This is a genomic window from Deinococcus multiflagellatus (assembly GCF_020166415.1).
Classification (GTDB): Bacteria; Deinococcota; Deinococci; order Deinococcales; family Deinococcaceae; genus Deinococcus; species Deinococcus multiflagellatus.
Window position 1 is genome coordinate 64,089 of the sequence record NZ_JAIQXV010000018.1, and the last position, 22,676, is coordinate 86,764.

The window sequence follows — 22,676 nt, forward strand, 5'->3', positions numbered from 1 at the left end:
GAAGCCCACCCCCGCCCGCCGTGGTGGGGGTGGTTTTTTGTGTGCAGATGGGTAATGGCACATGGCAGATGGCAAGGTGATAAAGCCATCTGCCATCAGCTATCAGCCATCGGCCTCCTCCGGCCCCTGGGTCAGCAGGTCGTGCAGAATCCGGGCGGTCATGCCCCAGATGTCGTGGCCCTGCCAGGGGTAGCGGTAGAGGGGCACGCGGGTGCCGTCGGGGAGGGTGCGGGTTTCGGTGGTCACGGGCAGGGCGCGCAGCTCGGCCAGGGTGGGCAGCAGCAGCTGGGCCACCTCGGCGCTGAGGGTCAGCCCCGGCTGCGCGGGAATGCGGGCCAGCACAGGCGTGACATGAAAGCCGATGGGCGTGAACACGTCGTCCAGTTCGCCCAGCACGGTCACGGCGGCCGGGTCCAGGCCCACCTCCTCCTGGGCTTCGCGCAGGGCGCCCGTGACTGGGTCCTCACCCGGTTCCAGACTGCCCCCCGGAAAGCTGATCTGGCCCCGGTGGGTGGGCAGGTCGGCCGAGCGGACCGTCAGCAGAACGCGGGGGCTGGCTTCCCGGGTCAGACCCACCAGCACGGCGGCGCGGCGGTATTCAGGCAGGTGCAGGGTGCGGCGCTCGCGTTCCCCCACCCAGGTGGCCCAGGGGTCGGCTGCAGCCCGGTCCAGTGGATCAGTCACGGGGATGGCCGCTGCGCCGGCGTCCAGTGCCCGCAGCGCCGCTGTGGTGTGGTCGCGCAGGGCCAGTTCGGGGTCCACGCCTGCCGCGCGGGCCCAGGCCACCACCGCCGAGAGCACCTGTGCCACGCCCTCCGGGGTGGCCGGGGCCTCCTGCAGCGCCGCCAGGGCCTGGGCCTGCCGCTGGCCCGGCTCGCCCCTGGGCGGCGCGGTGCCTGGCTGGGCACCCACCTGCTGCGCGCTCAGTTTCTGGGCCTGGGCCTCGCGGCTCAGGGCGCCCAGGCCAGCGGGCACCCGCTCCAGGGCGCTTCTGGGCCGCCCGCCGCGCTCTGTGGCCTTGATGGCCTGCCAGTTGGTGACCACCTCGGCGCTGCCCGCCACCGCCGTGTCTCCGAACACATGGGGATGGCGCCGCACCAGCTTCTCCACAATGCTCTGTTCCACGTCCGCGTAGGAGAAGGTGCCGGCCTCCTCGCCAATGACGCTGTGAAAGGCCACCTGCAGCAGCACGTCGCCCAGTTCGTCGGCCAGTTCGGGGCCGCCGCCCCCGGCCGCAGCGTCGGCGGCCTCGGCGGCTTCTTCCAGCAGGTAGGGGCGCAGGGATTGGTGGGTCTGCTCCTGGTCCCACGGGCAGCCGCCGGGCCCGCGCAGGCGGCGCATGATGGTCAGTAGATCCTGCATGGCCCTACTGTAGCGGCCCGCTGGAACGGCCCGGGGCCCTGGTGGCGCCCTTGGGCGGCCAGGGCGCCCCTCAGCGCCCCCTCACACCGCGTCAGCTTGGGTGTGATGCACTGGCCCGCATGAAGTTCCTGCTTTCCACGGCCCTGGCCGCCTCGGTGCTGACCCTCCCCCTGGCGAGCGCCCAGACGCCGGCCAGCTGGACCGCCCAGCGCCTCTCGGCAGCCACCTACGTCATCCTGGACCCCAAAATCGAGGGCAACCCCAACCTCGTGAGCGCCGAGCAGCGCGCCAGCATCCTGGCAGCCATGAAGCGCGACAGCGCCGGGGCCATCAAGCGCCGGTATCCCAGGGCCACCGTGACCGAGAAGGCGGGCGCCCCCGGGGCCATCGAGGTGCGCCCGGTGTTCGTGGCGCCCCGCGCCCTGCTGCCCTGGAACAAGCTGGGCGCCCGCCTGGAATTCCGCCTGCCCGAAGGCCAGAACGTGGTGCTCAGTGAAACCTTCGGGATTTCCGTGCTGCTGCGCTATCAGGCCGAGTTCGTGAATTACCTGTACGACCAGTTGGCGGCCCGCCTGCCCTGAGCGCGGGCGCACCGTCATTGCCCCGGGGCCCGTGTCTGCACGCGGCCCCACACTGCGCCCGGCCTGCGGCGTGTTACCGTCCGCCCATGACCGGCCAGACGCAGCAGGGCAAAAGCGCTTTTCTCACCGGAGCCAGCAAGGGCATTGGGCGGGCAGTGGCCCAGGCCCTGGTGCAGGAGGGCTACGGGGTCACGATCACCAGCCGCCACCAGGGCGAGATTGAAGGGGTGGCCGCAGAGCTGGGCGCCCAGGCCCGGGGCGTGGCCTGCGACGTGAAAGACCCCCACGCCCTGCAGGCCGCCGTGGACGCGCATGTGGCGGCGTTTGGCGGCCTGGACGTGCTGTTTGTGAACGCAGGCGTGGGCCACTTTGCCTCTGTGGCCGACCTGAGCATTGAGCAGTGGCAGGACGTGATTGACACCAACCTCAGCGGGGCTTTTTACACCGTCAAGGCGGCCATTCCAGCACTCTCACAGCGCGGCGGGTACGTTTTTACCCTGTCCAGCCTGGCGGGCAAGAACCCCTTTGCGGGTGGCGGCGCCTACAACGCCAGCAAGTTCGGCCTGAACGGCCTGTCCGAGGTGCTGATGCTGGAACTGCGCGACCGGGGGATCAAGGTCACCCAGATCATGCCCGGCAGCGTGGCGACGCACTTTAACGGCCACACCCCGAATGATCAGGACGCCTGGAAAATTCAGCCCGAGGACCTCGCGCAGCTGACCGTGGACCTCCTGCGCATGCCCGCGCGCACCCTGCCCAGCCGCGTGGAGGTGCGGCCCAGCCGGCCAAAGAAGGGGTAAGTGGTGGGTGGGGAGTGGTGAGTGGAAGAGGCGCTGTGCGCGCGCCCGAGAGGCTGTTTTTTCCACTGACCACTGCCTACTCACCACTCACCGCCCCTTGCTAGAATGCCCCGCGTGTACACGAACCGCCGCGCTCATTACGAGTACGAATTATTAGAGCGCTTCGAGGCGGGCATCAGCCTGACGGGCAGTGAGGTCAAGAGCGTGCGGGCCGGCGGCGTGGATTTCCGCGACGCCTTTGCCCGGCTGCAGGGCGGCAACGTGGAGTTAGAAGGGCTGTACATTCCCACCTACAAGGAAGCGACCTACAACAACCACGAGCCCCGCCGCACCCGCCGCCTGCTGCTGAACCGCGAGGAAATTGGCAAATTAAAGCGCGGCCTGGAGCAGAAGGGTCTGACCCTGGTGCCGACCCGGCTGTACCAGAAGGGCCGCTATTTCAAGGTGGAACTGGCGCTGGCGCGCGGCAAGAAACTGCATGACAAGCGCCGCGCCGAGGCCGAAAAGACCGTGCGCCGGGAGCTGCGCGAGCTGTGAAGGCCGCCCGCTCTGCCCGCCCCCGCGCCGCCCTGCGCCTGCTGAGCGCCGGCCTGCTGCTGCTGGGCCTCGCGGGGGCCCAGATTGCCTTCAGCCGCCTGAATCTGGCGGGGCAGCCGGTGGACAGCATTCAGCTGTACGGCGCCGAATACGCCAGCCAGAGCGTTCTGAGCGGCCTGCTCACCGTGACCCGCGAAGGCCAGATTGTGCGGGTCACGGGGCTGGGCCACACGCTGCTGCTGCCCATTGACGAGGACCAGCAGCGGGCCACCACCGATTTCAACACGGTGCAGCTGGACACCCGCCGCCTGCAGGCGCGCGCCGCCACGCTGGTGAATGGCAACCTGTACCTGCCGGTGGACACCCTGGCCGCCGGCCTGGGCGCCCAGTACGAGCCCGGCAAGCTGACGGTGCCCGCGCCGCAGCTGCTGGGCGTGAGCAGCCGCGCCGGGCGCGACACCGACCGGCTGGTGCTGGACCTCTCGCGCGATGTGGCCGTGCAAGACGAGCAGCGCGGCGACCGCGCGGTGATCACCCTGCGCGGCCTGAAGGGCGAGACCCGCCGCTACACCACCCGGGGGGCCTTTGTGCCCTCTGTGGACGTGGCGCGCAGCGGCGAGGACCTGACCGTGACCCTGCCCCTGAACGCGGGCAGCGGGTACCGCGTGTACAAGGTGGTGCGCCCCGGCAACGTGCGCGTGGTGGTGGACGCCGGGCCCGGGGTGGCGCGCAGCAGCCCCCAAGTGCTGACCCGGGTGACCGCTCCCCTGATCGTGCTGGACCCGGTGCGGGTGCCGGGCGTGGGCCGCGACGTGACCCTGGAAGTGGCCCGGCGCGCGGCCGAGCTGCTCTCCAAGTTCGGCTGGCAGGTGCGCATGACCCGCGACGCCAGCCAGACCCTGAGCCGCGAGGACGCCCTGCGGCTGACCCGCCAGAGCGACGTGTATCTGGCCCTGGACCTGGGGCGCCTGCCCGGGGCCCAGCGCAGCGGGGTGACCGTCTACGAGCAGACCGGCCGGGCGAGCGCGCCCCTGATCAACACCATCCGCGCCGGCGCGGCGCCGCCTTACTCGGCGCTGGTGGTGGCGGGCCCGGGCAGCACCCGCCGCCTGGGTGAACTGCTGCGCGGCGAGCTGAAGGCCAAGGGCGTCACCGCCGGGCGCGAAACCACCAGCCGCGTGCTGTCGCTGGGCGAAGCCCCGCAGGCCGCGCTGCTGCTGGAACTGGGCTGGGCGGGCAACGCCGAGGATCTGGCCAAGCTGGGCGTGAACCAGCGCCTGCAGCTGATGGCCGAGGCAGTGGCGCGCTCGGTGGCCACCTACCTCACGGCCCGCGCCAACAACAACGCCAACATCAGTGCGGGTGCGGCGGGGGCCCAGCCATGACCGCGCTGCGCAAGCTGTTTTCGCTCTTCAACGTGGTGGCCGCGGCGCTGTTTGCCTGCTCGGTGCTGGCCCTGCAGGCAGTGCAGCGCACGCCGCCCACGCCCACGCCCCCCAAACCGGACCTCGAAGAGCGCCAGACCCTGAAGGTCAAGGTGTATTTCACCGACCCCCAGGTGCAGCGCCTGAAGCCCGAAACCCGCACCATTCAGGTGGTGCAGACCAACCCGCGCGCCGTGGCGCAGGCCGCCGTGAACGTGTGGACCCAGGGCCCCTTCGACAAGGGGCTGCTGGGCGTGGTGCCGACCGGCAGCGTGGCCCCCAAGGTGTACCTGCGCGGGCAACACTTTTTCGTGGACCTGCCAGAGAGCTACGCCAAACTGCGCTACGGCACCAGCGGCGAGCGCATGCTGCTGTGTACCCTCACCCGCACCCTGCTCGACAGCCGGGGCCAGGACGTGACCTTCCTGCTGGCCGGCCAGAACGTGGAAACCCTGGGCCACCTGGACCTGCGCGAGCCGTACACCCGCGAGGACTGCGCGGATCAGTGAGGAGAGGTCTAAGGGTCAAAGAGTCGAAGGGTCTAAGGGGCAGGCGCCCCTGCGTGCGGGCCCACGCTCCTTCTGTTTTCCCTTAGACTCTTAGACCTTTAGACCCTTTGACCTCCCCATGTTGCACAGCATCACCCTCCAAGGCTTCAAAAGTTTCGCGGACCGGACCCGGCTGGAATTCGGGCCCGGCGTCAGTGCGGTCATTGGGCCCAACGGCAGCGGCAAGAGCAACGTCGTGGAGGCCATTCGCTGGGCCACCCACCAGGCCCGCGCCCGCGAGTTGCGCGCGGGCCGGGCCTCGGAGCTGATTTTTCACGGCAGCGGCGGCAAGGCCCCGCTGGGGCTGGCCGAGGTGCAGCTGGAACTGCACACCGCGCAGGGCCGGGTGAATCTGGCCCGGCGCATCTACCGCGACGGCACGGCCGAGCAGGACCTGGGGGGCCGCCCCGCCCGCGTGCGCGACGTGCAGAGCGCCCTGCGCGGCACGGGTCTGGGGCCCGGGGGGCTGGCGGTGATCGGGCAGGGCGAGGTCAGCGGCGTGGTGCAGGCCGAGGGCAAGACCCTGCTGGGCTACGTGCAGGAAGCGGCCGGGCTGTCGCGCGCGGTGTCGGCGCGGCAGGAGACCGAAGCGCGGCTGCGCGAGGCCGACACCCACTTAGGCGCGCTGCGGCTGGTGCTGGGCGAGCGTGAAGCGGTCCTGGCCCGGCTGGGCCGCGCGGCCCAGGAGGCGCGCGACTGGCGCACCCTGAGCCTGCGCGTGTTGACCCTGGAAGACGCCCTGCGCCGCGAGCGGCAGGCGGCACTGGCCCGGGACATCGCCGCCGCCCGCGCCGAGGGTGCCGAGTTGGAGGCCCGCAGCGCTGCCCTGGGCACTGAGGTGCAGACCGCCGCCGCCGCCGCAGAGCGCGCCCGCGAGGCCGCCCAGGACGCCCGCGCCCGCCGCGACGCCTACGCGGGCGCCCTGGAAACCCTGCGCGCCGCCCGCGACGCCGCCGCACAGGCCGGGCGCTACCGCGACCACCTGCTGGGTGAGCGCGCCGCCCTGCAGGCCGAACTGGACGCCCTGCCCACAAGCCCCCCGGAAGTGTCGGCCCCCGACCTGCCCGCCCTGGACGCCGCCCTGCAGGCCGCCCGCAGCGGGGCCGAGGGCGCCGAGGTCCAGGCCCGCCGCCTGGACGCCGAGCTGTCGCGCGCCCGCACCCTGGTGGCCCGCGCCGCCGAGGCCCAGGCCCGCGAGGCCGGGGGCCGCGAGACCCTGCGCGCCGAACTGGAGCGCGCCCAGGGCAACCTGGACACCACCCTGGAGAGCCTGCACGCCGCCGAGGAACGCCTGGACACCGCGCGCCACGCCCGCGAGCAGGCCGAAACTGCCTACCGCGCCCTGCAGGCCGAGCGCGAGGCCGCCCTGAACCATGAGCGGCACCTGCGCGGCGAACTGGCGCGCGTGAACGCCAGCGTGGCGCCGCTGCGCCGCGAACGCGAGCGCCTGGAACAGACCCTGAATTCGTATGCCCGCTACGGCGAGGGTGCCCGCAACGCCCTGCGGCTGGACCACCCCGGCATCGTGGGCTCGGTGGCGGACCTGTTGACTGTGCCCGCCGACTACGAGACCGCGCTGGGGGCCGCCCTGGGCCGGCGCCTGGAACAGGTGGTCGTGAACCGGGCCGAAGACGCCCGCGAGATTATTGACGAACTGAAGCGGGTGGGGGGCCGCGCCACCTTCCTGCCTCTGGACCTGATCCGCGCCCGCCCACGCCGCGACGCCGCCCTGCTGCGCGAGGACGGGGTGGTGGGCAACCTCGCCGACCTGTGCCCCAGCGATCCGCCGCTGGTGAGCGAAGCCATTCTGGCTGACACCCTGGTGGTGCGGGACCTGCGCGCCGCCAACCGCATTGCCCGCACGCACAGCAGCCGCCCCCGGCTGGTCACTCTGGACGGCGAACTGGTGGAGCCCGGCGGCGCGATTACTGGGGGCCGCGCGCGCGACACGGGCGCGGGCGTGCTGACCGACCAGCGCCGCTTTCAGGAACTGGACGCTGAACTGGACGACGCCGACCGCCAGAGTGCCCGCCTGGGCGCCGAATTGAAGAAGGTGGAAGCCGCGCTGGCCGGGGGCGCCGCCGCGCACGACACCCTGCTGGCCGCCCGCGAACGTGCCGCGCAGGAAGAGGCGGCGGCCGAGCGCCGCGCCGCCGAACTGGGCGCGCAGGCCCGCAGCCTGGAAGCCCACCGCGACCGCCTCTCGGCCCGCCTGGGCCCCGACACCCCTGCACCCGTGGACCCTGTTGCGCCCCTGCCCGACCTGAACGACCTGGAAGCGGCCCTGGCCGGCGCCCGCCACGAGGCCGAGGGTCGCCGCGCCGCCGAACGCGCCGCCGCCGAAACCCTGGCCCTGGCCCGCGAGGCTGACGCCGCGTGGCGCGCCTACCGCACCGGCCGCGCCCGCGCCGGGGACCTGCGCGCCCGCCTGGAGGCCAGTGGGGCGGCCCTGCAGACCCAGGAGGCCCATCTCGCCGCCGCCGTGACCGAGGTGACCCGGCGCGAGGCCGCCCTGGGCACCCTGGACGAACACGAATACGCCCGCGCCGAATATGTCCGCGAGCAGGCCGCCCAGACCTACGCGAACCTCATTGCCGCGCAGAACAAGGCCCGCGCCCGCCTGGACGAGGTGCGCCTGCTCATAGCCCGGCGCGAGGGGCTGCAAGAACCCCTGCCCGACGGCTGCCTGCCCCCCGGCACCCCGCGCGAGTGGACGGCCGAGCTGACCCGCACCCGCGCTGCCCTGGAAGCCCTGGGCCCGGTGAACGCCCGCGCCGAGGCCGACCACGCCGCCGAGGCCGAGCTGCTGGCCGCCGTGCGCACCGAGCTGCACGACGCCGAAACGGCCGCCACTGAACTGCGCGCCCACCTGCACGACCTCGAAACCGCCGAGGGCCACGCCACGGCCGCCGCCTTTGACCGGGTGAACGCCGCCTTCCGCGAGTACAGCGCCCAGCTGCTGGGCGGCCAGGGCGAACTGGAAGGCGAGCGTGACGAGGCCGGGCGCCTGCGCGGCCTGCGGCTGGCGGTGCAGCCCAAAGGAAAACGCACCCGCTCCATGACCCTGCTGTCGGCGGGCGAGCGCACCATGGCGGGGCTGGGGTTCCTGTTCGCCCTGAACCATGCCGGCGGCGAAGGCGGCGCCGGGGGCCTGCCCCTGGCCGTGCTGGACGAGGTGGACGCCCCGCTGGACGAGGCCAACATCCGCCGCTTTACCGCCTTTTTGCAGCTGTTCAGCGAGCGCGGCGCCCAGTTCCTGCTGGTGACCCACCAGAAGGCCACCATGGAAATTGCCACTGCGCTGTGGGGCGTGACCACCGACCAGACCGGCGCCAGCCGCGTGCTGAGCATCAAGCAGCCCGAGGACGCCAAAGCCGGGTAGAGGAAAGACAGGGGGGGGACTGTCCTCTGAAGGCAGGTTCAGAGGAAGGCTCTGCTGGGGGAGGCCCGAGTGGGTGCCACAGAGCCCGAAAGTGGCTCGCGCAGGGAGGGAAGCACGCTCATCGGGGTGGCCTGATTGTCAGCCTGGGGCGCCTCTCTTCCACGGCGCGACTGTTCCTCACTGACACTCGTGTCCTTTGCCCTGGGGCCGCTGTCAGAACAGCAGGGCGACCCCGACGAAGAAATCGGTTTCCTGGGGGGTCAACTGCGCAGCCGGGCCGTAGCCCTCTATAAAAGCCGCCTGATCCGCCGGGCTCAGTTCGTGGATCGCCACGGCCACGTCATAACGGGGGTCGCCCACCGCCGCAAAGCCCCAGTCAATAAAGCCAGTCACGCGCCCCTGGGCCACCATCACGTTGTCCAGAAAGAGGTCGCCGTGAATGAGGGTTGCCGCCCGGCCGCCAGGCTGCTCGCGGCGCAACTGGGCGAGGTGGGCGGCGTCCACCGCTGGGTTCAGGCGGGCGGCGGTGGTCAGGGCCCCGGCCAGCCAGTCGGGGCTGCCGAAACCGGGTGGCGGCGGCGTCGCGTGCAGCCTCGCCAGGGCCGTGCCGAAGTCGGCCAGCAGGGCGGCGCGGTGCCCCGGGTCTTCCTGGGTGCGCAGGGCCACCTCCAGCGTCAGGCCGGGCCAGCGCGGGGTGACCAGCCAGCCTTCCGGGCCAGCGGGCGCCGCGTGTTCCAGGTACAGCAGCGGCGCCGGGGCGGGCACGCCCAGCGGGTGCAGGGCGCCCAGTGCGCGGGCTTCGCGCCGCAGCAAGTCCAGGTGTGGCCCCACCGAGCGTTTGACCACAACAGGCCTGCCCCCAGTGTCCAGCGCAAAGGCCACGCGGGACGTGCGGCCCTGTTGCGGGGGCTCCTGCAGGGGTCCGGGGCCCAGGACCACCCGGATCCCTGCGGGCAGGTCGGCGTGCTGCAGGGGCTTGGCGTAGGGGGACGGAGCCATGCGCTCAGTATTCCCCTGGGGCCGTGAGCGCCGCGTCTGGCCACACCCTACAGGCCCAGCAGCGCGCCCAGCCCCGCCGCGCCCAGCACCACCACCGCCGCGTTGACCCGCGTGCGCTGCAGCAGCACAAAAGCGGCCACGGCAATCACGGCAGCGGGCCAGCTGTGCAGGCTGCTGCGCCCCAGCACCAGCGCGCCCGCCAGCAGCACCCCGGCGCCAAAAGGCAGCAGCGCGCTGCGCAGCGGCGGCAACCAGCGCCAGCGGCTCAGGCGCTGCCACGCCAGCATGGCCGCTGCGCTCAGCAGGGCGGTGGGGCCGTAAAACCCGGCGGTGGCCGCTGCCGCGCCCCACCAGCCCCCGGCCGCAAAGCCGTAGTGGGTCATGGCCAGCATGTTGGGCCCCGGCATCACCTGCCCCAGCGCAAAGCCGCCGGCCAGCACCTGCGGGGTGATCCAGCCTTTTTGCTCTACCAGCACCCGTTCAATTTCCGGCAGGTTGGCCCCCCCGAAACTCACGAGCCCCAGCCGGGTAAAGGTGAGCAGGATGTCCCAGGGGTCGGCGCTCATTCGCCGCTCCGGGGCCGGTTGAGCAGCAGGCCAGCCGCAACCACCACCGCCAGCACCGGCAGCAGGTCCAGTTTCAGGGCGGCCAGGGCCAGAAACGTAGCGCCCATCAGGACCGCGCCGCCCCGGACCCCCAGCGCCACTTGCACCACCGGCACGGCGGCCGTGAGCATCACCCCCAGCGCCGCGCAGGCCGCTCCGCGCAGTGCGCTCTGGAAGGTGGGCGGCAGGCCCCCCGGCAGCCCCAGCGTGATCACACTGACTGCCAGCATGGCCACCAAGCCCGGTGCCAGAATCCCGGCCACCGCCAGCGCCGCGCCCCGGGGCCCGCACAGGTGCGCGCCGACCATGGCGGCCAGATTCACGGCGTTGGGCCCGGGGGTCAGCTGCGCCAGGGTAAAGGCCTCGGCAAAAGCGGCGTCGGTCAGCCAGCCGCGCGCCGCCAGGGCCCGGCGGGTATGGGCGGGCAGGCCGCCGCCAATGCCCACCAGCGCCACGCCCAGAAACAACTGCAGCAGCCCCAGGGGAGTGGGAGGCCGCTGCGGCTGGGCCGGGTGGTCCGGGGCGGTGGGGGAGAGGGCCGGGGCAGGCATGCCCAGAGCCTAAGGCGGCGGGCCCGCCGCCCAGGCGTGACTGCGGCGGGAACAGCCGGGAACAGAACGAACGAAAGGGGCAGAAGGGTGGCCCAGCGGTGGGGACATCACGCCGGGCGCTGTGGTTGGTGCAGCCTGGGGTCTAGGTTCGCGCCGGGCAGCTGCAGGAGCAGGGCCGTTCATGGGCCTGTTCCTGGGTTGGGTGATGGCCCATGCAGTCCATCAAATAGGGGGCTCTTTCCCTCAGTCTGTCGGCAGAGCAGCCAGCCCCTGCACCCAGGCCAGCGCCCTGGGCAGCGGATTACCCGCAGCCGTGTCCAACTGCAGACAGGGCGCCGGGCCCAGGTCCAGCGGGGTGTGGCACCAGTGGGCGGGCGCCAGGGCGTGCTCGAAGGGCAGGTCTATCCCCGGCCGCGCCCCCGAAGCCACGCGCGCCGCATGCCGCGCCCGCAGCACGTCCAGCGGCGCGGTGCAGAACACCTGGGCCAGCCGGGCGCCGTGGGTCTGCGCCAGCCGCAGCAGGTGCGCCTCGCTGACCCCGCGGTAGAAATGCGTTTCGAGCACGGTGCTCACGCCTGCCCTCAGCGTCACGCCCGCCACATGCCACATCAGGTCAAAGCTCAGAGGCCCCGAAATGTCCCGGGGCAGGTCTGGCTGCCGGGCCAGCAGCAGACCCTTGTACTCGTCCTTGGTGACGAAGGGAAGCTGCAGGTCGCGGGCCAGCGCCGCGCCCAGGGTGGATTTTCCAGCAGCCGGCAGCCCGGTCAGCACCAGCAGAAGGGGTGGGGTCACTTCCCGAGGCTACCCGCCTACGGCCAGCGCCGCCCTCCATCCAAAGGGCCATCTATACAAAGGGGTGCGGGCTGTCCCTGGGCCACCTGTCGCACCTGCCGCTGCGCCAAATGCCCCATACCGCGCCCTAATCCCGGCGTGCCATGCTGGGGGCATGAACACGGCCACGCCACAGGACGCCCTGAGCGCCTTCCTGACCCACTGGCAGGGCGGCCACTACCGCGAAATGGCCCTGGCCCTGCCCGCGCGGGTGTTTCCCACCGGGCGGCGCAGCATCCGGCAGGTCAAGAAGGTGTACCCGGGCCGCCTGGATGAGTTCAGCATTCTGGGTGCCCACGACACGGACCCCGCCGCCACGAATGTGGACGTGCAGGTGCTGTGGCGCGAGCGCGGCGGTCTGGAACTGGGCCGCATGCGCTACCGCATGGTCTATGTGGACGCCCAGGACCGGCCCCTGGCCCGCCACCACCCGGGCGGGCAGTGGAAACCGTTTGCGACCTACACCCTGCCGGTGCCCAGGCCCCTGAAAGCTTAAATCATACGGGACTCCTCTGATTCCAAAGCATATTGGGAAGAGCGCAAATATGCTTTTCCATCGCCGTAGTCCCGTATTTTCTCGTGTTCGCTCCGCTCAGGCTCGCCTTCGGCTCACCTGAGTTCCGTATCAGACCAAAGCAGAGCGGCGCGGAAGGATGACCTCCGCGCCGCTGCCCTGTGGCTTACTCCACCCGGAAGGCCGCCGCATCCTGGGGCGGTAGGCTCAGGTGCAGGTAGCCGCCCGAGACGCTGACCCGGGCGTTCTGGCCGGCGAACAGGGAAGAGGCGGCGGGGCGGTTCGCCCAGGCCACGCCCAGGGTGCTCAGTTTCAGGCTGTAGGTCTTGCGCGCCTTGCCGTTGTGCCACGCAGCCAGCACGGTCTGGCCATTCAGTTCGCGGGTAAACAGCAGCAGGTCGCCGCTGACGGTGTCGGGGGTGGGGAGCAGCTTCAGGGCGCCGGCACTCAGGGCGGGGCTGGCCTTGCGCACGGCGATGGCGTCGCGGGTGGCCTCGAACACGGCGCGCTCGCCGGGGGTCCACTGGTCTTCAAAGCGCATGTCGCGGCGGTTGTCGGGGTCGGCGGCGCCGCGCATGGCGATTTCGGTGCCCTGCCAGATCACCGGCACGCCCCGCAGGGTCATCAGGGCGCGCAGGCCATACTTGGTGCGCTCCTGGCCGATGTCTTCAAACAGGGTGCCCTGGGCAAAGCGGGGCACGTCGTGGTTGTCCAGGAACAGGGCCACCTCGCCGGGGCGTACCAGCTCACCTTGCCGCGCCAGCACGCTGCGCACACCGTCCAGGCTCTGGCCGGCCATGATGCTGCCCTTCATGGCCGCCTGCAGGCTGAAGAGAAACAGGCTGTCAAAGCCCGCCTTCTGCCAGTCGGCCACCGTGCCCGTGTCGGCGTCGAACCATTCGCCCAGGGTCCAGGTGCCCGCCTGCCGGTCGGCGGCCAGCAGCTCGCGCAGGAAAGGGCCTTCCACATGCTTGATCGCGTCGTAGCGGAAGGCCTGCACGCCCTGCTCGCGCCAGAAGTTCGCGTTGCCCAGCAGCAGTTCACGCACCTGGGGCTCGCTCTGCCGCAGGTCCGGCAACCCGGCCAGGGGGCAGTCCACATCCTTGTTGGTGGTGGCGCTGCACTGCGCCTCGCCGTTGAACCAGCCTGGGCGCGCGCGCACCGCCGCCGCCTCATAGCCGTAGTGGTTGATCACCTGATCGAGCACCACGCGCATCCCGGCCCCCTGCGCGGCCTTCACGAAGGTGCCGAAGTCCGCCAGGGTGCCAAAGTGCGGGTCCACGTTGCGGAAATCGGCCGGCCAGTAGCCGTGGTAGGGCGCCGTGCCAAAGGAATTGGTGGTCTGCTGCTGGTAGACGGGGGTGAGCCACACGGCGGTGGCGCCCAATTTCTGAATGTAAGGCAGTTTCTGGGTCAGGCCCGGCAGGTCGCCGCCGTGCCACGCGCGCAGATCGGCGCGGTTGACGCCCTGGTTGTTGTTCGGGTTGCCGTCGAAAAAGCGGTCCGGCATGACCTGATAGATAATCTGCCCCTCAAAGCGGGCCGGGGGCGTGGCCGTCTGCGCGCTGCTCAGGCTGGTCAGGGCCAGGAGCAGCGCGCCCGTCAGGGCAGGAAAGCGCATGGGGCTATGGTAGCGGTTCCGAGATCGGCAGAGGGGCGGTGCAGTCAGGACAGGGGCATCACGGCAGGCGGCGAACCCTGAATGGATTCGCCGCCTGCCAGGAAGGTGGGCTTTACCAGCTGCCGCTGGCCCCGCCCCCCCCGAAGGACCCGCCGCCGCCTTTCACCGATCCCTGGGTCTGCGGGGCAGCAGTTGCCGCCTGGGCAGCGGTGGCGGTCACCAAAACGAGGGCGAGCAGGCTGGTCAGCACAGTTTTCAGACGCATATCAAACCTCCTGGGGCTCAGCGGCCCGTGGATGGGGTGGGGGCAGGAGCGGGCGTGCCCAGTTGCACCGGGCCGACGGCCGGGTCACTCAGCTGCACCGGTCCCACGGCGGGGTCGCTGTTGGGCGAGGCGGTCTGGGCGCCGGCGCTCAGGCCCAGCAGGGCAGCGGTCAGCAGGGCGAACACGGCGGTGCGGGGGGTGCGGGTGCGGGTCATGGGGGAACTGTAGAAATCGCCTGGGGACGGCCTGGAGACACCGTGCAGGCCGCGCAGGGACACGCACGGGGACACGGCTGGAGACACGACTGGAGACACGACTGGGGGCAGGGTCACGGGCGGGGCGCGGCGGGGACACTGGGGCCGGACTTACCAGCCGCCCGAGGCGCCGCCCCCACCCGACGAGCCGCCGCCGAACCCGCCAAAGGTGCCGCCGGTCTGGGGCGTGGCCGCGCCCGTGGCCTGGGCCACCGGGGCAAAGAGGACCAGGGAGAGCAGAAGGGCAGACAGAACGCGCATAAAACCTCCTTGAGACAGAAACGGGTGTGAGAAGCGGGCCGGGAAGTGGCGCTGGGTGTGGCCGCGCGTCAGACACCCAGGGGTGGGTCCTGACGGCAGCAGAACCACCAGCGCGCCGCCGGTGCAGGCCGGACCACCGAAACGGAGGGGCCTGCACGTGCGCCCACGGTGCGCGCCGCCCGGAGACGGGTTGGGGACAGTCGGCCCTGGACCCTGGCTGCGGGCCTATGTCCCTGCCACTCGCTCCACCACCGGCCCCCCTGTCTCCGGGCTGTCCCCGGTCCCCCGGCACACTCTCCTCACCGCTCGGGAAGAACCCAAAGAAGCCCCGCGCCGGAAGGAGAGTGAAATGCAGCTTGAACGGCACACACCCAGGACGTGGAGACCGGAGTACGCCGGCCCCGCCATCGAACTTCAGGAGGTGAGCAAGGCCTACGGCGCCATTCCCGCGCTGCACCCCACCAGCCTCAGCATCCACCCCGGCGAGGTGGTGGCACTCCTGGGCCCCAACGGCGCCGGCAAAAGCACCCTGGTGAATATGGTGCTGGGTCTGCTGGCCCCCACCCAGGGCGCGGTGAAGGTCTACGGCCGCTCGCCGCTTGACGCCGCCCACCGCATGCACACCGGCTCCATGCTGCAGCAGGTGCATCTGGCGGCCAACCTGCGCGTCGCTGAACTGGTCGAGCTGTTTTCCAGCTACTACCCCGCGCCGCTGCCGGTGGCCGAAACGCTGCGCCGCGCCGGTCTAAGCGACCTGGCCACGAGAACCTACCGGCAGCTGTCCGGCGGGCAGCGCCAGCGGGTGCGGTTTGCCCTGGCCCTGTGCGGCGACCCCGCGCTGATCGTGATGGACGAACCCACCGTGGCGCTGGACGTGGACACCCGCCGGTCCTTCTGGACCCAGGTGCGGGCCCTGGTGGACGACGGCCGCACCGTGCTGCTCACCACCCACTACCTCGAAGAGGCCGACGCCCTGGCCGACCGGATTCTGGTGATGGACAAGGGCCGGTTGGTGGCCCAGGCCACACCGCAGGAACTCAAGGCCCGGGTGAACGTGCAGCACGTCTCGCTGCGCAGCGCCCTGCTGACCGAAGCGCAGCTGATGGCGGTGCCCGGGGTGCGCGCCGTGCGCCAGCAGGACGGGGTGCTGCACCTGACCGTGGACGGGCAGGCCGTGATCGCGCCCCCCCTGTACGCCCTGGACCCTGCCCTGCAGGAATTCACCGTGCGGCCCGCCAGCCTGGACGACGTGTTCCAGGGCCTCAAGACCCCACAAGGAGTGAGCGCATGAGCCTCGTGCAAGACGTGCCCCGCACCCGGCCTTTCCCGGCCCCCCGCGTCAACCGCTGGCGCCTGTACCGCCTGGAGATCCGCGCCGAGACGCTGACCCTGCTGCGCAGCCCCATGTTCCTGATTCCCACCATCATCTTTCCGCTGCTGTTCTACGTGGTGTTCGGCTTTACCTACATGAACCAGTCGGCGGGCAATGTCCGGGTGCCCATGTACATGCTGGCCACCTACGGCGCCTTCGGCGTGATCGGCGCCTCGCTCTTCTCCTTCGGGGTGGGCATCGCCAACGACCGGGCCAGTGGCTGGCTGAAGATCAAGCGCGTCTCACCCATGCCGCCCGGGGCCTTCCTGCTCTCGAAGCTGGTGACCTCGCTGATGTTCAACGTCACCATCATCTCGCTGATGTTCCTGCTGGGCGCCACCGTGGGCCGCGTGGAGATGCCGGCCGAGACATGGCTGCGCCTGGGTCTGGCCCTGATTCTGGGTGGCCTGCCGTTTACCGCCCTGGGTCTGGCCCTGGGTTTCCTCTCCGGCCCCGGCGCCGCGCCGGCCCTGGCCAATGTGATCTACATCCCCATGTCGTTCGCTTCCGGCCTCTGGATGCCGTACGCCATGCTCCCCGCGTTCTTTCAGAAGATCGCCCCGGCCCTGCCCCCCTACCACTTCTCGCAGCTGGCCCTGGGCCAGATTGGTGCCGCACACGACCCCAACATGCTCTCCCACGTGCTGTGGCTGACCGGATACGCCGCGCTGTTCCTCTTCCTGGCCCGCCTGGGCTACCGACGCGACGAAGGCAACGCTGGCCTATAAGGCCCCTGCGGCCCCTAGGGTTCCAGCGCTCCTAATCCACCCGGCTTTACCCGCCCCACCCGGAGGTGATCGCCTTCTAACGCCCCGCCCCCTCACCTGACCCTGCACGCCGCTGTCCGTTCCTTCGCCCTCTCACTGCGCCGACAGCGCATTCCCAAGGAGACCACCATGACCAACATTGCCCCCATGACCGACATTGACTTCAGCGACCTGAACATCGAAGCCCTGGAAGTGACCGAAGTGCGCGACAGCACCGCCCTGGCCGAAACCGGCGCGTCGTCCGGCTCCAGCTCCTGCAGCGCCACCTCCACCTGCGGCAGCAGCTCGTGCTGCTGCGGGGCCAGCGAAGTCTCCGCTGAGTAAGGTGCCCAGTGCGGGCGGGGGAGGGACTGGGTCCAGGCGACCCCCCTCCCCCCACCCTTTGCCCCGCAGCACGCCGACAACGCCCTCTCGACTTTCAGACAAGGAGGTACGGCCATGACCCAGGGTTTTATTCGGCACCAGCCCAGCGCGCAGTCCACGGCAGCGCTGCCCGCCACAACACAGACCACCACTGCGGCACCCACAACACCAGATGACCTTTTGGCTCCCCAGCTGCTCCTGCGTTTTAACCACGTCAGCCCCGCGCGGCCGGGCTTTCCCCTGGAGGCCGAACTGCGCGGCGACGCGGCGGCGCGGACCGACCTACACCAGCGCCGCGCCGAGGCGGCCGAGGCGCTGTACACCCTGATTCCTGGCCTGGAGCGTGACACCGAACGCCGCGAACTGCTGGCCCTGCGGCGCACGGTGCTGGCCGCCAAGGCCCCCCGCCAGCTTCCCGCCGACCTGCTGGTCCGGTTGCCCCCGGCGGTGCACGCTTACCTGCGGGCCTGGACCGCCCAGGAAGCGCGCACCGCCGAATTGCTGGGCGCCCTGGACACCCACCTGACGGCCGAACGCACGGCCATGCAGGCGGTGTGCCGTGACGAGCGGTTCCTGAAGGCGCTGGCGGTCTCCAGCGGCGCCCTGCTGGCCACCGCGCGGCAGTACGCCGCCACCCCCCTGGCCGAGCAGAAGGGCACGCTGCGCAAGAGCGAATACCGCCTGTTGCAGTACGTGTCCCGCGCCGCCTGGAAAACCAGTCCGTTCAGCCACTACACCTCGGTGGCCGGTGGCCGCTGGATGCAAGGGGGCAGCGCCGCGCTGGCCCGCCCGGAGATTCAGGCCAGCGTGACCGTGAACCACGTGCTGATCCTGCGCCTGCTCGACGGCGCGTTGAAAACCCCGGAGCTGCGCGCCGCCCTGCCCTGGCGCCTGGGCGATCACCTGCGGGTGCAGGGCGCCGAAGTGCGGTTCGAGCAGGCCCTGGATGACGCCGTGCGCCAGCCCCGGGCCCGCAACCTGGCCTCGCGCCGCGTGACCCTGCGCCTGAGCGGCGGCCTGGCCCGCCTGATTGCCCGGGTGCGGGAGAACGGGGGAGAGGCGTCCTACGCTGACCTGGCGGGTACCCTGGCGGACCTGTCGGCCGATCCGCAGGCCCCCCACCGCTTCCTGGGGCAGCTGATGGACAGCGGCTTCCTGCTGCCCGTCACTGGCCTGACCGAACAACCGGCCGACCTGCTGGGCGAGGTGGCGGCCCTGCTGCGCCGCGCCCAGACCATCCAGGGCGAGGTGGCCGCCGGCGCCCTGGCCGCGCTGGCCGGCGCCCTGCAGGCCTTTCCGGCCCTGGACAGTGGGGCGCGCCCCGCCGCCCTGGACGCGGCCCGCGCGCATCTGGCCGCCGCCTACGAGGCGTACGGGCTGACCCTGCCCGCCGGCCCGGTGCTGTACGAGGACACGGCGGCCCCTGAAATGCAGACGCTGGACCCGGCGCCCTTCCAGCCCGCCCTGACGCGGCTGCACCTGCTGCTGGCCGTGCTGCGCGTATTCGACACCCACCTGCTGTTTGAACCGCTGCTGCGCGAGCGGCTGGTCACCGGCCTGGGCCGGGGGGCCCGGGTAGACGACCTGCCCACCTTCGTGCGCGAGAACGCTGACCTGTTCGACGAGTGGCTGCAGGCCTCGCTGCGCGGCCCCAGTGAGGCCCTGCGCGCCCGCCCGGAGTTGCAGGAGATTTTCGCGGTGCAGCGCGAGGTGCGCGCCGCCTACCTGGCCGCCACCCGCGAGGGGCACGAGGAACTCGACCTGACCGAGGCGCAGTTGCAGGCGTGGCTGGCGCGCCTCCCCGGGCGCCTCACGACCCGCCCCTGGTCCTACGACGTGTTTGCCCAGGCTGCGGTGGGCGGCACCGAAACGGGCCTGATCGTGAACCAGGTCTACGCCGGGTACGGGCAGTATTTCAGCCGCTTCCTGTCGGCGCTGCCTGCCCAGGTGACGGCGGACGTGCGGGCCACCCTGACTGCCCTGGCCCCCGCCGGCCACAGCCAGCTTGGCCTGCGCAGTGCCCACGGCTTTACCGCCAACCTGCACCCGGCCCTGACCGACACCGAGGTGCAGATTGACGCCCCGGTGGATGGGCCAGCCCTGAGCGTGAATGACCTGTACCTGGAACACGACGAGGCGCGCGACGAGGTGGTGCTGCGCCGCCGAGACACGGGTGAGTCCGTGCAGATCGTGTACGCCGGGTTCCTGATCGCCCAGCTGCTGCCCAGCCTGAAAAACTTTCTGGTCACCCTGACGAACAACGGCCTGATCGTGCCGCACCTGCCCGACATTGCCGAGGCCAGCCTGGGGCCCGCGGGCGGCCAGATTCGGCGCACGCCGCGCCTGCGCGCCGGGCCTGTGGTGCTGCACCGCGCCCGCTGGAGCGTGCCCCACGCCGCCCTGCCCGCCCCCGGTCCCCACGCCACCGACGCCGAGTACGCCCTGACCCTGTGGCGCTGGGCCGCCGACCACGGGCTGCCCCCCCAGGTGTTCATGCGCCGGCGCCGCGCCGCGCGGGGCAGCGCCAACCTGCAGGCGTGGCAGGCCGAACTGGCCGGCGGCACCCAGAAACCCCAGTACCTCGATTTCTCCAGTCCCCTGCACGCGCGGCTGCTGGCCAAGGTGCTGCGCGACAGCCCGCAGGACTTCGTGTTTGAAGAATGCCGCCCCCTGCCCGAAGAGGCGCTGGTCCACGGCGACCAGGGGCCTCTTACCAGCGAACTCGTCTTTGAACTGCATCAGAAGGGACGGCTGTGATTCCCAGGGATCGCGGAAACAGCGCCGCCATGCCTGTCCATCCTCGCCGCCCCTTTCTTGCTGAGACTCGCTTCGCTTGGGTTCGTCTTCGACTCACCCCAGGTTATCTGCCCCGCACCGGAGGTTCCCTATGAACGCTGCCCTGTACGTCACCCACTACGCGAGCGAGAAGCGCCCGCTGCTGCGCGACCTCATTCTGCCCCTCGTGCTGGAGCTGCAGGCGCGCGCCGGGGTCACGCTGGCCTACGCCGAGCGCCACTGGAAGTTCGGCCCGCACGTCCGCGTGATCGTGCAGGGCGAGGACGGGGCCGTGCAGGCCGCGCTGGCCTACGCTCAGGAGCAGGCCGAAGCCTACCTGCGCGAGTACCCCTCCACCGGCGAGCTGGATGAGGCGGCGTATCTGGCGCGCAGCGAGAAGCTGGGCACCCTGGAACTGGAAGCGGGGCCCTACGGCCCTATCCGGCCGGACAACAGCGTGCTGGTGGGCGAGGCCCCGGACCGGCGCGAGGTGCTGGGCTCGCCGGAAGCCGAAGCCTTCCGCGCACAGTACTTCGCGGCGCTGACGCCCGCCCTGCTGCGGACCCTGCAGGCGGACGCGGGCACCAACACCGACCGGCTGATCCGTCTGGCGCGCATCTTCGTGCTGTACGCCAGCACGTACCCGTTCGGGGTGTATCCCGGGCACATCTCGTACCGCTCGCACCTGGAGGAGTTCCTGTTCCGCCAGGGCGGCGGAGAGCGGCTGCGCGCGGCGTTTGCCCAGAAGTACGCGCCCATCCGCGATGAGGTGCTGCGCGCGGTGGACGGGGTGGCCAGCGGGGCGCGTGACGAGGTGCTGAGCCTGTGGGAAACGCAGTTCCGGCGCCTGTGGCCGGTTGGGCGGCAGCTGGCCGACGCGGGCCTGCTGGCCCCCGATCCCACCGCCACCATGCAGCGGGTGGCGGCCGGGATCAACCCCGAAGCGCAGGCGCGCTGGGCGTTTGGGCCGGACTACCAGTTCAGCGAATTTCACCAGGAGCTGCGCAAATTCAACATTTCCGAGACCTGGTACCACGTCGAGATGTTCTCGACGTACCGCACCCTGATGAACTTCATGTACTCGGCGCTGCCCCTGATGGACATCTCGCCCACGGAGCGGTACTTCGTGAACTACATGGTCAGCGAGGCCATGCAGGAACTGCACGGGCAGGACTGGCGCGGCTTTTTCGACCAGTGGTGGGTGCAGCTGCGCGAGGAAGGTGTGGCGTGAGCGCCCCGGCCTTGCAAGCGCAAGCGGCCCTGGCGCCCAGCCCGGCTGTGCTCGGCGCCGAGGTGCTGCGCCTGCGGCCCGGCGTGGGGCACGTACCCATCCGGAGCGGCATTCGCTTTCAGCACTGGGCCACCACCTTCCGCATTCAGGGCCACCCCGCGCTGCACGCCCTGTTTCTGCGCCTGCTGCCTGGGTTGACCGGGGGCGTCACCGCTGCCGAACTGCAGGCCAGCCTGCCTGAGCGCGCGTGGCCCGCCGCGAAATTGCTGCTGGACGAACTGCGCGCCCGTGACCTGCTGCTCCCTGCCGACACCGCCCTGACCCCGGCCGAGGTGGGCGAGCATGCCGGCGTGCTGCGCTTCCTGGACTCGCTGAGCGCCAGCCCCGCTGCCGCCTTCCGCGCCGTGCGCGCCGCCCGGGTGACCCTGCGCGGCCCGCAGGCCCTGACCCGCAGCGTGGCCGCCCACCTGCGCGACCTGGCCTTTGTCACGGTGGACGCCCAGCCGGCCCCCGGTCCCTTCATCGCCCTGTACCTGAACCCGTCTGGCGCGCAGGCGCCACTGCTGCTGGCCGCGCTGGATGCCGACCAGGGCGTGATTGCCCCGCTGCACACCCCGGAAGCCACCCTGCGCCGGCGCCTGACCCTGGACGGCGACGCGGGCGTGCCCCTGACCGAACTGCTCTCGGGGCTGCTGGCGCTGGAAGCCTTCCGCGCCGCTGCGGGCCTGCCGGGCGGCGTGACCGAGGATCAGGCGCTGGTTGTGGACGCCGCCACCCTGCGCAGCGCCCGCGTGCCCGCCTTTTTGCAGAGGGCCACCGAGGGGGACTGGTGGGCGGTGGCTCACGCGCCAGCGCCGCTGGCCGGCCCCGACGACCTGGCGGCGCTGCTGAGTGGCCCCTTTGCCCTCACCGACGCCCCGGGCGCGGCGGGCGAGCAACTGCCCCTGTTCACCTACGGCACCTCCGGCGGCGCCGGGCGGGCGGGCTGGGGCACCGACGGCACCGAGGCCCTGAACCGCGCCGCCGAGCGCCGCCTGCTGGCCCTGCTGCCCGGCGCGCCACTGGACCTGAACCCCGGAGAATACGCCTTCCCGGTGCTGGGCTACCACGAGACCGACCTGCTGGGCCGGGGCCTGAACGCCCTTCTAAGTGCTGAACTGGCCCGCGCGCCGCAGACCTTCACCGCCCAGCCGCTGCCGCCCGCCGACCTGCCACTGGCGCACCTGTGGCTCTTCAAAAGCCTGGGCATGGTGTATGGCGTCGGCGCACAGGTGGTCTCCCTGGGCCACCCGGCTCTGCGCGGCCTGCACGGCGCGGCGGTGTATGACCCGGCGCGCGGCCTGCTGGCCAGCAGCTTTCAGGCCGACCCAGACACGGCCATCCGGCACGCCCTGGTGGACGCTGTGGCCGCGCTGCAACTGGCGCTGCCGCTGCCCGGCGCGCCCCTGCCCCCCGCTGGCGAGGTTCACCCCGCCCCGGCCACCGAGCCCGAACGCGAGACCTGGGCCGCCCTGGACGCGCTGGACCGGGCCCTCCGCCTGATCCCGGACCTGAGCCTGCCGGGCACCGTGCAGCGCGGCGTGCTGCTGGGCTGGGTGAGTGCCCGTGCCTGAACACCCTGTCTCGGACCCCC

22 protein-coding genes and 1 pseudogene are annotated in these 22,676 nt (G+C 71.5%); 13 read left to right on the forward strand and 10 right to left on the reverse strand.

Translation table 11 applies throughout. The features are described 5' to 3' along the window. Positions 1–102 precede the first annotated feature (102 nt). The gene (locus K7W41_RS17795; RefSeq protein WP_224611553.1) at positions 103–690 is read right to left on the reverse strand and encodes an NUDIX hydrolase; all 588 of its coding nucleotides are present in this window, start codon (positions 688–690) and stop codon (positions 103–105) included. 27 nt (positions 691–717) lie between these two features. Continuing rightward, positions 718–1,362, reverse strand: a pseudogene (locus K7W41_RS17800) (MazG family protein); the annotation flags it as partial. A gap of 119 nt (positions 1,363–1,481) precedes the next feature. On the opposite strand from K7W41_RS17800, the gene K7W41_RS17805 reads away from it, so the two are divergent. The 6 genes from K7W41_RS17805 (at position 1,482) to K7W41_RS17830 (ending at position 8,634) form a co-directional block, all read left to right on the forward strand. After that, entirely contained in the window at positions 1,482–1,943 is a 462-nt protein-coding gene (locus K7W41_RS17805) for a hypothetical protein (RefSeq protein WP_224611482.1), read from the forward strand. A gap of 86 nt (positions 1,944–2,029) precedes the next feature. Further along, positions 2,030–2,743 (forward strand): SDR family oxidoreductase, encoded by a 714-nt coding sequence (locus K7W41_RS17810; protein WP_224611483.1) that lies wholly within the window; start codon positions 2,030–2,032, stop codon positions 2,741–2,743. Between the two features lie 105 nt (positions 2,744–2,848). Continuing rightward, the gene (gene smpB, locus K7W41_RS17815; RefSeq protein WP_224611484.1) at positions 2,849–3,280 is read left to right on the forward strand and encodes an SsrA-binding protein SmpB; all 432 of its coding nucleotides are present in this window, start codon (positions 2,849–2,851) and stop codon (positions 3,278–3,280) included. Beyond that, positions 3,277–4,665: an N-acetylmuramoyl-L-alanine amidase gene (locus tag K7W41_RS17820; RefSeq protein ID WP_224611485.1), complete on the forward strand. Its 1,389-nt coding sequence runs from the start codon at positions 3,277–3,279 to the stop codon at positions 4,663–4,665. The genes smpB and K7W41_RS17820 overlap by 4 nt, the downstream gene beginning before the upstream one ends. Beyond that, a complete protein-coding gene (locus K7W41_RS17825) occupies positions 4,662–5,213 on the forward strand; it encodes a GerMN domain-containing protein (protein ID WP_318010920.1) in 552 nt (183 codons plus the stop codon). Before K7W41_RS17820 ends, K7W41_RS17825 begins: the two co-directional genes overlap by 4 nt. Positions 5,214–5,331: 118 nt before the next feature. Further along, positions 5,332–8,634, forward strand: a complete 3,303-nt coding sequence (locus tag K7W41_RS17830; RefSeq protein ID WP_224611487.1) for an AAA family ATPase — start codon at positions 5,332–5,334, stop codon at positions 8,632–8,634. 213 nt (positions 8,635–8,847) lie between these two features. Here K7W41_RS17830 and K7W41_RS17835 read toward each other — a convergent pair whose 3' ends face one another. From K7W41_RS17835 to K7W41_RS17850, 4 genes are all read right to left on the reverse strand, one after another. After that, complete coding sequence (locus tag K7W41_RS17835) at positions 8,848–9,633, reverse strand: phosphotransferase family protein (protein WP_224611488.1); 786 nt, start codon at positions 9,631–9,633, stop codon at positions 8,848–8,850. A gap of 47 nt (positions 9,634–9,680) precedes the next feature. Then, positions 9,681–10,199 carry a chromate transporter gene (locus tag K7W41_RS17840; RefSeq protein WP_224611490.1) on the reverse strand — a complete coding sequence of 173 codons (519 nt, stop codon included), beginning with the start codon at positions 10,197–10,199 and terminating at the stop codon, positions 9,681–9,683. Continuing rightward, positions 10,196–10,789, reverse strand: coding sequence for a chromate transporter (locus K7W41_RS17845; RefSeq protein ID WP_224611492.1), 594 nt, complete (start codon positions 10,787–10,789; stop codon positions 10,196–10,198). Before K7W41_RS17845 ends, K7W41_RS17840 begins: the two co-directional genes overlap by 4 nt. 243 nt (positions 10,790–11,032) lie before the next feature. Continuing rightward, complete coding sequence (locus tag K7W41_RS17850; protein WP_224611494.1) at positions 11,033–11,581, reverse strand: AAA family ATPase; 549 nt, start codon at positions 11,579–11,581, stop codon at positions 11,033–11,035. 154 nt (positions 11,582–11,735) lie between these two features. On the opposite strand from K7W41_RS17850, the gene K7W41_RS17855 reads away from it, so the two are divergent. Continuing rightward, a complete protein-coding gene (locus K7W41_RS17855) occupies positions 11,736–12,116 on the forward strand; it encodes a hypothetical protein (RefSeq protein ID WP_224611496.1) in 381 nt (126 codons plus the stop codon). Positions 12,117–12,300: 184 nt separating this feature from the next. Here the strand turns inward: K7W41_RS17855 and K7W41_RS17860 are convergent, their stop codons facing one another. The 4 genes from K7W41_RS17860 to K7W41_RS17875 form a co-directional block, all read right to left on the reverse strand. Further along, on the reverse strand, positions 12,301–13,755 hold the full coding sequence (locus K7W41_RS17860; protein WP_224611498.1) for an alpha-amylase family glycosyl hydrolase: 1,455 nt from the start codon (positions 13,753–13,755) through the stop codon (positions 12,301–12,303). A gap of 112 nt (positions 13,756–13,867) precedes the next feature. Further along, entirely contained in the window at positions 13,868–14,020 is a 153-nt protein-coding gene (locus K7W41_RS17865) for a hypothetical protein (protein ID WP_224611500.1), read from the reverse strand. A 17-nt stretch (positions 14,021–14,037) separates the two neighbouring features. Further along, on the reverse strand, positions 14,038–14,235 hold the full coding sequence (locus K7W41_RS17870) for a hypothetical protein (protein WP_224611503.1): 198 nt from the start codon (positions 14,233–14,235) through the stop codon (positions 14,038–14,040). A 150-nt stretch (positions 14,236–14,385) separates the two neighbouring features. Next, positions 14,386–14,535 carry a hypothetical protein gene (locus tag K7W41_RS17875; RefSeq protein ID WP_224611505.1) on the reverse strand — a complete coding sequence of 50 codons (150 nt, stop codon included), beginning with the start codon at positions 14,533–14,535 and terminating at the stop codon, positions 14,386–14,388. 349 nt (positions 14,536–14,884) lie between these two features. Between K7W41_RS17875 and K7W41_RS17880 the strand changes: the two genes are divergently transcribed. From K7W41_RS17880 to K7W41_RS17905, 6 genes are all read left to right on the forward strand, one after another. After that, complete coding sequence (locus K7W41_RS17880) at positions 14,885–15,826, forward strand: ABC transporter ATP-binding protein (RefSeq protein WP_224611510.1); 942 nt, start codon at positions 14,885–14,887, stop codon at positions 15,824–15,826. Further along, on the forward strand, positions 15,823–16,635 hold the full coding sequence (locus tag K7W41_RS17885; RefSeq protein WP_224611511.1) for an ABC transporter permease: 813 nt from the start codon (positions 15,823–15,825) through the stop codon (positions 16,633–16,635). Before K7W41_RS17880 ends, K7W41_RS17885 begins: the two co-directional genes overlap by 4 nt. A gap of 168 nt (positions 16,636–16,803) precedes the next feature. After that, the gene (locus K7W41_RS17890; protein WP_224611512.1) at positions 16,804–16,998 is read left to right on the forward strand and encodes a thiazolylpeptide-type bacteriocin; all 195 of its coding nucleotides are present in this window, start codon (positions 16,804–16,806) and stop codon (positions 16,996–16,998) included. A gap of 114 nt (positions 16,999–17,112) precedes the next feature. Then, complete coding sequence (locus tag K7W41_RS17895; RefSeq protein WP_224611513.1) at positions 17,113–19,794, forward strand: lantibiotic dehydratase; 2,682 nt, start codon at positions 17,113–17,115, stop codon at positions 19,792–19,794. 130 nt (positions 19,795–19,924) lie between these two features. Then, positions 19,925–21,043 (forward strand): lantibiotic dehydratase C-terminal domain-containing protein, encoded by a 1,119-nt coding sequence (locus K7W41_RS17900; RefSeq protein ID WP_224611514.1) that lies wholly within the window; start codon positions 19,925–19,927, stop codon positions 21,041–21,043. Next, a complete protein-coding gene (locus K7W41_RS17905; protein WP_224611516.1) occupies positions 21,040–22,656 on the forward strand; it encodes a hypothetical protein in 1,617 nt (538 codons plus the stop codon). Before K7W41_RS17900 ends, K7W41_RS17905 begins: the two co-directional genes overlap by 4 nt. Positions 22,657–22,676 lie beyond the last annotated feature (20 nt).